Source organism: Psychrobacter pasteurii (genome assembly GCF_900162815.1).
Taxonomy (GTDB): Bacteria; Pseudomonadota; Gammaproteobacteria; order Pseudomonadales; family Moraxellaceae; genus Psychrobacter; species Psychrobacter pasteurii.
This window is the reverse complement of record NZ_FUGD01000082.1, coordinates 1-6,457: the sequence shown is the minus strand read 5'-3', so window position 1 is coordinate 6,457 and position 6,457 is coordinate 1. Positions and strand designations below refer to the sequence as shown.

Below are 6,457 nucleotides of genomic sequence, written 5' to 3'. Positions count from 1 at the left end.
GACCGTGAAAAACTTGCCAATGACTTGGGTAAAGCCCTTAAAGCCAGTAACAAAGCTATCCCAGGTATCACTAGCGATTCTAGCACAACTTACGCCTAACGCTTTCAGCTTAGCTTTAAGCTTTTTGACAGTGTTAAGGTCTCGTTTTCCCCACACATAGGCAACAATTTCACCTGTGTCACGGTGATAGGCATAAATTATGCCATTGTTTGTTGGTCTTTTTACCTACGAATGTCCAAAGCTCATCGACTTCAAGACAGTCATATTGCCTTTGCTTGGGGGTTATTTGGTAGTGACACTTTTTTAGGGTGGCCAGTACTTTGCCTTTGCTAATTTTTTCAACGCAAGCGATGTCTTTTATGCCACTGCCTCGGACCATAAGATGGCGTATTTTGCTATCTTTTTGGGAGTGACAGCCTTGGTACGTTAAGGCATGGTCGCCAATAAACTGCCGTTTGCAGTCTTTGCATCTATAGTTTTGTTTACCATAGCTTTTGAAGCCATTTTTCTTTGTATTGTCACTTAGACAGGCTGGGCATTTGATGTGTAGTGTGATGTGCATTTCACTATTTTATCAATTTCTCAGCCTGTTTTTTTCCAGCCTACTTTTTGAACCACCATCAATTTTTATACTAGAATCGCTTCCATCAGTAGCTGTACATCTGCGCCACGTGGCGGTAATCAGTATGATTTACTTAAAAACTACTTAAGAGATAATCCTAATATTTTCACTTTGGTCGGTCAATCCTCTTCCCCTCAAAGAGTAAATAGCTCCCCACAAGACATTGTCGTTTTTAGAGATGCACAACTTATTAATAAAAGTAACCCCGCTCAAAAAGTTATCGCTAATGTTACTTTATATCATGCCAATCAAAATGTAACAGATACCTCTTTTGCGCCGAACTTATTAGCTAGGTATTGTTGGCTTGGTGTTGGAGCAAGAGTGGATTTAAAAAGTATGAATCTTAGCAATACAGGAAATTATGATTTGACCATTGCTGCCAATACTCAGTAAAAAATATTACTTCACGGTTTTATTTAAGCTTCAACCACTCAACCGTTTTATCTAAAACTTTCTCATCAGTCAGCAAAGCCAAATGACCAACCCCATAAAACAGGGCTTTGCGCTCTTTTGGAACAGCTAAGGTATGCTCGTTTGTGTGTTCACCAAGAGCTGATTTGATATTAACCAGTCCATCTCCAAGCAGATGACTGCCCTTTGAGTTATTTCCCTCTTCACTCAAACTGCCCGCCAAAAAGTAGGCCTTGATATGCTTTGGTAAAGGGGTCGCATGGCGCTCGTTATCAGGCAACACACTACGTATTGAAAGCGACTGCCAATCCTCATCTCGAACGCTGCCATGACGTAGGTCAATGATGCCTGCGCTTCTTAAATCTCCCAATTTAGCCAACGAGCCAGCAAAAGGTAACCGGCTAATGGTTTGCTGCACAAAATCACCAATACGCTCAAGCACTGCTCCGTGATGTGGTGTCCCCAAGGTAATTAACTTACCCACCTTCGCCACCCACTCATATTGAGCTTCTTCGCCATAATAAAGAGCACTACGCGAGACTAGCCCGCCCATACTGTGCCCAATCAGGTTGATTTCAGTGATATGAGGATGGCTGGTTATTAGCGTTTGTAATAACTCGGACAATTGGTGGCCATTGCTTGAGATACGCCGCCCTGTATTGTAATTGAGATAAAGCACCTTAGTATCAGGCTGTGCCTTTAAGATCTTCTGACCCAAGCCCTGCTCATTGTCAGGCTGCCAATTAAGATAACCCATACATAGCCCATGCAGAATAATCGCTACCTTACCTGACAAGGCTTCGGCTTGGCTCACCTGACTCAAGCTAGCGATAGGAAAACCCTCACTTGTGTAGAGCATCATTGGCAAGGCAAGTGGGTTTTTCTTAGTCTCCAAGTGATCTCCCATAACTCCATTAAGGGCATTGACCACAAGACTCAGATGATTTGGTAAAGGCTGCGGATTTTTAGGCGCCAAAAAATGGCTATATTGATGGATGCCCAAAGCCAAGCTGTGACCTACTAAGGAAGTAATGCCTTTGACCACACCATAGACCCTGCTACTAATACCCTGACGCCAAAAGCGACCATATCTATGATTTAACAGGCCTAAAGGTCGCAGTACAATTTCACGATGTATCGCTTCGACAATTGCAGTAGTTTCTATAACCCCAGCAATGCTAAGTTGGCTTATCCCGTCCAAGAAGTCATAAATGGATATCATTCCTTCAAGTTCGTGCTCGTTACCACTCTCAGGCTTGCTGTCAGAAATAAGTTTTTGCGTCATCATAGTAATTTCCATGTAGGTAGGCCCATACTACTATGTGTAACTGTCTGTGCCTATCTTTAAAAATAGACAAAGGCCTGAGTCTTAAAGCCAAAGACGATCTTAGAAGTATTTTACATACGCCAGCTGCACATCATCTCGACCTTCAATACCCTCTTGCAGCTCATAGCTGCCTTTTAATCTAATGGCTTGGTTTTTGTCTAAATCATACTGAGCGCCTAAACTTAAGATAGGTTGCCAATAGCTGTCTTTTAGTTGGTCATTATCAGAGCTGCCGTGATACCAATAAGGCACTTGAACCTCACCGACTAATCGAGTGTTACTATTTAGCTGGTAGCGACATCCTAAATTCACGCCTGCCCCCACTCGATAGCCTTTATGCAATCCCTTACTCACTTGTGCCAATCCCGTACCCATGGCATAACAAAGCTGTGGAGGCAATTGACCCGAACCTGCTGCAGGAGTTCCAAAGGCTACTGAAACCCCTTTTTCATAGCCAAAGCTTCCCACCAGATGACTGCTGTCTGGATCTCCACTGCGTGAATTGTCATTCATCTGTGAACCATCTTTGACTTGGATAGCTTGTAGATTAACGCCCCAACTCGATAGTAAGGACTCTCCTTTGCGTGCGGTATTTATTGGATTAAATGAGCGACCTCGAAGTACGGTCAACTCTTGAAGCTCCACTCGATTGTGATTGCCTTTATTTTTTTCATCATCGGCATAAGCTCTTAGCTCAACAATACCCGCCTCTAAATGAAAGTTCTGCGGATAACCACTGGGGCGATCTAATGGGCCATTAAATCCCCCGCGATAGGCCAAACTTAAGTAGCCCGTATCATCTTGCGCGCCTGCACTTACCATAACACGCTGTAATGAGTGAGCATTAAGCGGGTTATTATCCACTGGGGTTAGTTGAGTTGAAACCAACTGGTGATTGCTATCGATACTGCTGCTAGATAAATCTGTCAGTTGCGGATTATTGAGCTTAGCTTGAGCTAAGGTAGCATCAGCGGGGAAATAGTTTTGTTGATTAATCAGGCCTTCTTTTTGTAACAGACGAATCACATCAGAAGGCACTACTGCCAAAGTAAACTCTTCGAGTAAATTACCTTCAGGACGAACCACATCAATATAACGCAATATCTCTGAGGCACAGTTATCTAGGGTAAAGTAATACGGCAGCTCTAGGTCTTTAGTCTCATAGACATGGCGCATAATTTGCTGAACTTCAGCATCGGTCAGCTTCAGCTCATAAGTCCAAACGTCACGATTGTCTTTTTGCAGATAGTCAGCTAATTTCTGTGGGTAAGGCTCAATAGTAATGTCATTGGCATAGCTCCCAAACGCAGAATTGATGGCATACATAATAAATGAGTCATCTGGGTTGCCCGCCACAGTATCATTAAGGGCATGAGCCTTATCAATGGCTTTGGGATCGGCAAGGCTCGCTGTCGAATCAATCAACATTAAGGTATGACCAAAGGCAGATACTGGGCGGTCCGGATACTCTTCAGCAAACACCACGGACAACCTCTTAGGATCAAGCTTTTGTAGCCAAGTATCAAAGTCAGGACAATCTGATTCAACTTGCTCTAAGCCTAGTTGTTGTTTTAACCAATAAGTCCGGGCAGGAAAGCGGCAAGCCACACTCTCATCCCCATCTTTACTTTGTTCAATTGTGGCCGTAATAAAGGCCTCTAGCTCAGCTTGCGGATCGCTCTTGCCTGCCTTACTAATAAAGAAGTCTGAGTGGGTGATTTTACTTTTGTAGCCTGATAACCCGCTTTGTTCTCTTGAACTTTGCTGACGACTTGTTTGTTCATAATAATGCAGTCGTAGCCAGCTGGGATGAGCGGCCAGATTCTTTTGCTTAGCCAAAGTAATAAGCTGCTGTGTCAACTGAGCACGATCAGAGCTGGCCCTTGTCTCTGAATCAAGACTACTACTGTCAGCTTTTTCACTTTCAGCTGGCTTAGGATCTTGGGCATAAGCAGATAGGCCTAAACCCAAACTGGCCAAGACGCTAGCAACAGCCAGATGACTGGCCGTTTTTCTCAAGCCATACAAGGCCTTTTTTGGGAGCACAGCAGATTTGTCAGATAACATGATTTACCCTATTATTAATTGAGTATAATGAACAGGCTCAAGCGAATATTGCCATATGCTTTTATAATACCACGCTCCCTATTTAAAGCCATTGGCAGCAAGATCTATTAGACCGCTTGATATCCTCTATGACAGCTAACCTTATATGACAGTGAATTAAGCTGCCCCATTTTTTATTTTGATAAAATAACCACTTATGAAAAAAACACTTTTCAAATCAAGAACAGCCCCAAAACTCACACCCTTTGATATTCAATCTGGGCGCTTAACTCAAGCCACTTGGCTGGCCTCCCCTAATTTCAATGAGCGTCCAGAAGACACGGATATCAGCGCTATTGTTATTCACAACATCAGCTTACCTCCTGATGAATTTGAAAAGACTGATGCCAATGGCTTGCATTATGTGAAAGCCTTTTTTACCAACACTTTGGATTGGAAGGCACATCCGTACTTCAAAACCATCGAAGGCATGGAGGTATCGGCTCATCTATTTATTGAGCGAAATGGTGAGATTACCCAATTAGTGAACTTTGAAGACAGAGCTTGGCATGCCGGGCGCTCAAGCTACTTAGGTAAGCCTGAATGTAATGATTATACTATCGGAATTGAGCTAGAAGGCTCAGACCATCAGCCTTTCACTGAGCAACAATATGTCGCTTTGGCCAGTGTGGTCGCTGCTATTTATAAAGTCTACCCCAAGACATACCGTCATCTAACGGGGCACAGTGATATTGCTCCAGGACGAAAAACTGATCCTGGTGACTTCTTTGAATGGGATAAATTACGCGACTTAGTCAGTCAGATAAGCCCTTCAACATAGCTCTTCAACCTAATGGCAGACTTCTATTTTTTAGAAGCGGCCTTATAAAAGGTCTAAGCTGGCTTAGCTTTGCTGTAACAACCTTTGACACTGCAAAATAACGGGCAAATCGACCATCACACCCTCAATGGCAAAAGTACTATCGCCTGTTTTTTGATAATGCTCGATAACTTTTGTGGCAAAAGCCAGCTGACTGTCACTGGCTTTAAAAGCCTGGTTAGCAATATTGACCTGACGCGGGTGGATACACAGCATCCCTGAAAACCCTAAATCCGACACATAGCCTGCAGTCGCTTTCATTGCTGTCTCATTTTTAAAATCCGCATAAATGCTTTCTATTGGCGCTGTGAGATTATGAGCTTGGCTAACCAAACGTATCTGAATACGTAAATGGGTAAAAAAGTCTTGCTCTGCTTGAGAGCCCGCTGTTAAATCAAGCTCATTACTGATGTCTAATCGCCCATAGCTAAGCGCCATTAATCCTTCACTTTGGGCAATGGCCTCTAGCTGACTTATGCCTTGAGCTGATTCTATTTGTGCCACTACAGGTAATTTTAACGACTCAAATACGAGCTCAACCTGTGAGGCTTTAGTTACTTTGGGTAAAACTATCCCTGAAATAACCTCATGTGCAGCCAATGATTGACATAAAACTAAATCTTCAGTTAAATGAGCATCGTTATTAAGTCGCAGCCATAACTCGGTTGTGCCAGAATTTAAAGCTACCTCCGCTCTGTCTGTCTTACGTTTATCATATTGTGCGACATACTCTGCGATGTGTTCTCGAGCCTGAGGCTTATCAGCTGACTCTACCGCATCTTCTAAATCAATAATTACCGCATCAGCCCCACTATTAGCCGCCTTATCAAAGCGCTCTGGCCTAGTGGCGGGCACAAAAAGCCAACTGCGAGGCGTAACCCACAGCCCACTCGATTCTTTTGCAAAAGCCGTATCTTGTTCATCGTTTAGCATCGACTGTTTTGTGCAGCTCATTATTCCTTCCTTTATTATTCAAGTATTAACACTCAGCCCATCGCACGGATTGTTTATCCCAGTTTTGACTTCCTCCCCTCGCTAAACCGAGGGGATTCCTACCGCTAGACGGTCAAGCCCGACCGCAAGGATGTTCTTAGCAGCATTGATATCTCTATCATGCCATGTGCCACACTCAGCACAAGTCCATCCTCTTATTCGCAAACCTGCTCTACCT

The 6,457-nt window shown here is 43.5% G+C and carries 6 protein-coding genes and 1 pseudogene; 2 read left to right on the top strand and 5 right to left on the bottom strand.

The genetic code is table 11. The annotated features are described in order from the left end of the window. Positions 1 to 562, bottom strand: a pseudogene (locus A1232T_RS06970) (IS1 family transposase); the annotation flags it as partial. A 171-nt stretch (positions 563 to 733) separates the two neighbouring features. Between A1232T_RS06970 and A1232T_RS13845 the strand changes: the two are divergent. Beyond that, positions 734 to 1,015, top strand: coding sequence for a hypothetical protein (locus tag A1232T_RS13845; protein WP_143513966.1), 282 nt, complete (start codon positions 734 to 736; stop codon positions 1,013 to 1,015). 19 nt (positions 1,016 to 1,034) lie between these two features. Here the strand turns inward: A1232T_RS13845 and A1232T_RS06965 are convergent, their stop codons facing one another. Both A1232T_RS06965 and A1232T_RS06960 read right to left on the bottom strand, forming a co-directional pair. Continuing rightward, the gene (locus tag A1232T_RS06965; RefSeq protein ID WP_244152406.1) at positions 1,035 to 2,321 is read right to left on the bottom strand and encodes a PGAP1-like alpha/beta domain-containing protein; all 1,287 of its coding nucleotides are present in this window, start codon (positions 2,319 to 2,321) and stop codon (positions 1,035 to 1,037) included. Between the two features lie 99 nt (positions 2,322 to 2,420). Next, complete coding sequence (locus A1232T_RS06960; protein WP_077448742.1) at positions 2,421 to 4,427, bottom strand: Lnb N-terminal periplasmic domain-containing protein; 2,007 nt, start codon at positions 4,425 to 4,427, stop codon at positions 2,421 to 2,423. A gap of 196 nt (positions 4,428 to 4,623) precedes the next feature. Here A1232T_RS06960 and ampD point away from each other — a divergent pair, with 196 nt between their 5' ends. Then, entirely contained in the window at positions 4,624 to 5,247 is a 624-nt protein-coding gene (ampD, locus tag A1232T_RS06955; protein WP_077448741.1) for a 1,6-anhydro-N-acetylmuramyl-L-alanine amidase AmpD, read from the top strand. A gap of 63 nt (positions 5,248 to 5,310) precedes the next feature. On the opposite strand, the gene A1232T_RS06950 is transcribed toward ampD, so the two are convergent. Together A1232T_RS06950 and A1232T_RS06945 are read right to left on the bottom strand one after the other, a co-directional pair. Next, positions 5,311 to 6,240 carry an HpcH/HpaI aldolase/citrate lyase family protein gene (locus A1232T_RS06950; RefSeq protein WP_244152405.1) on the bottom strand — a complete coding sequence of 310 codons (930 nt, stop codon included), beginning with the start codon at positions 6,238 to 6,240 and terminating at the stop codon, positions 5,311 to 5,313. 81 nt (positions 6,241 to 6,321) lie between these two features. After that, the coding region (locus A1232T_RS06945) for a zinc ribbon domain-containing protein (RefSeq protein WP_143513965.1) at positions 6,322 to 6,457 on the bottom strand (136 nt) is incomplete at its 5' end.

Excerpts from the sequence above, each read along its gene's own strand:
- A1232T_RS06965 (WP_244152406.1), bottom strand. The coding sequence starts at position 2,321 with ATGATGACGCAAAAACTTATTTCTGACAGCAAGCCTGAGAGTGGTAAC.
- A1232T_RS06960 (WP_077448742.1), bottom strand. The coding sequence starts at position 4,427 with ATGTTATCTGACAAATCTGCTGTGCTCCCAAAAAAGGCCTTGTATGGC.
- ampD (WP_077448741.1), top strand. The coding sequence starts at position 4,624 with ATGAAAAAAACACTTTTCAAATCAAGAACAGCCCCAAAACTCACACCC.
- A1232T_RS06950 (WP_244152405.1), bottom strand. The coding sequence starts at position 6,240 with ATGAGCTGCACAAAACAGTCGATGCTAAACGATGAACAAGATACGGCT.